Annotated in this window: 1 protein-coding gene; it reads right to left on the reverse strand. The window is 44.8% G+C overall.

What is annotated here, in order from left to right; all coding sequences use genetic code 11:
* Positions 1-1,820: M6 family metalloprotease domain-containing protein (locus U9Q77_12050; protein ID MEA3288090.1), on the reverse strand; the 1,820-nt coding region annotated here is incomplete at its 3' end.
* Positions 1,821-1,946: the final 126 nt, after the last annotated feature.

Genomic DNA, 1,946 nt, shown 5'->3' on the forward strand with positions numbered 1-1,946 from the left:
CCGCTAATAACCTCATCATCATCAATGATCGCAACCTCAGGGGAACCCATCATCAGGATCAGGTCGTGACGATCCGGTTCCAGAATTTCATCTGAAGTAAAACCAACATCAAAGGTCACTATTTGAGGGGTCAAGGTATCATGTACATCAAACTCAAAAGGTAAATTGGAGGTACCCGTGGCCATAAAACCAATGGGATTAAAATCGATGAGCTCTTCATAGATATCAACTGGAGCCCCGTTGGCAGATAAGGTTGCTGTCAGATTATTGGCAGTTCCACCACTATTTTCCACAATCAACCATATCTGTACATTCTCACCTGGTGTGAAGATATTATCACCATTCTCATCACTAACGATCAGATCTACAATGCTTATGTGAGGATTCACTTCATGCACTTCAATATCGGCAGTCATGGTGGAATCAGAATCTGATATATTTAGCACAGCAACTTCAGTATTGACACCAGCCCAACCAATAGCGGCCGGAGTTGTCTCAAAATCGAAATTACGATTGTCAGTAGTACCTGGCCAGGCATCCCCTGGACTCGATCCATTGAAATGGCCGTCAGCCGGTTTTACATCCACCATCCTGTGGTTCTCATTATTATTGGTATACTGAGAATTGTCAATATGCCAGATCATTAACCCCGTGCCCGGTATATGCTGCTCTGTCCCTATTCGCTGTCGGTTCTCAATGAGGAAGTATTCCTGACCAACATCCTGTCCATGGCTGTAATAGCCAGAGAACGGTTCCAACTCACCATGGGTCCAAAGTTTCACCGCAAAAGCATTTTCCTCTACATTGAGGAATTCCAGCACATCTATGTTCTCATCGGGGAAAACCGGCACGATCCAGCCCAGCATTTCTTTGCACCAGACCGACATGTGGGTCGGACTTGAGGGTGTACTCCAGGACCCGCTTGCCATAAGACACCAGCTGCCAACACCACCTGAAGAGTAATCAGTATCGTAAAGATCAGGTAAACCCAGGGCATGTCCAAATTCATGGGAAAATACACCGATCTCGATCAATCCTCCGTTCGTACTAACAGCTGGCTGCATGATATAATCATTGACCCGGATAGCGGTTCCATTGAATCCTGTATCATTGGTTTGATAAGCTGATCCCCACCAGCCTGAATAGACCCAACGATGTGACCAGATGTAGGGTCCACCACCTTCTCCACCGCGACCTGAATGAGCAAAAAATGCGGCATCTACATAGCCATCATCATCACCTGAATTGGCAATGCCATCCGGACCATCATTGTCGTACAGGCTAAAATCGATCTCCAGGTCAGCCAGATCCAGTGCATCACGTAGAAACTCACCGGCACCACCGGGAGGACCATTAAAACCATTATCATAAGGTTCTGATTGAGAGCCTTCGTAAAAATCACCTGGACTGCCTAACTCAAACCAGCCATAAACATTTCCGGATAAGTGAAATTGATCATAGGACATTTCTGCATAATGTTCAGCCATGGTTGGTGACGGCCAGGGACCATCAAACAATTCCTGCTGCAACATACTTCTAACTGTATCCAGATCATCACTATCTGCATAAGAACCCAAAATGACAGGGAAACTCATGTAGACATCTTCCCGGAGATCCCGATTGCCATTTTCCACGTTCTGAATATTGGATTCCTTGATCCGCTGCATTTTTGCAACAAGTCCACCCTGGTGATAATCAGCAGCCATAATCGTAGTGAATTGTTGAACCTTCTGAGAGGCGTTAACACCCGGTTTTGGTGGCGAGGAAGCGAGGACAATTGTGAGAGAAATTATATTTATCAGGATCAATTTTTTAAACATAAGTACCTTCAAATCTGTGACGTTAGCTAACAACTTTTCAATATGGGCTGTAAACCAATCGGGGCAATGATTTATGCCACAAAAATTGTGGAGTTTTCCTAACGAATTCTATTATCACTTAAAGAT

This window comes from Candidatus Neomarinimicrobiota bacterium (assembly GCA_034716895.1).
Classification (GTDB): Bacteria; Fidelibacterota; UBA8477; order UBA8477; family JABMPR01; genus JABMPR01.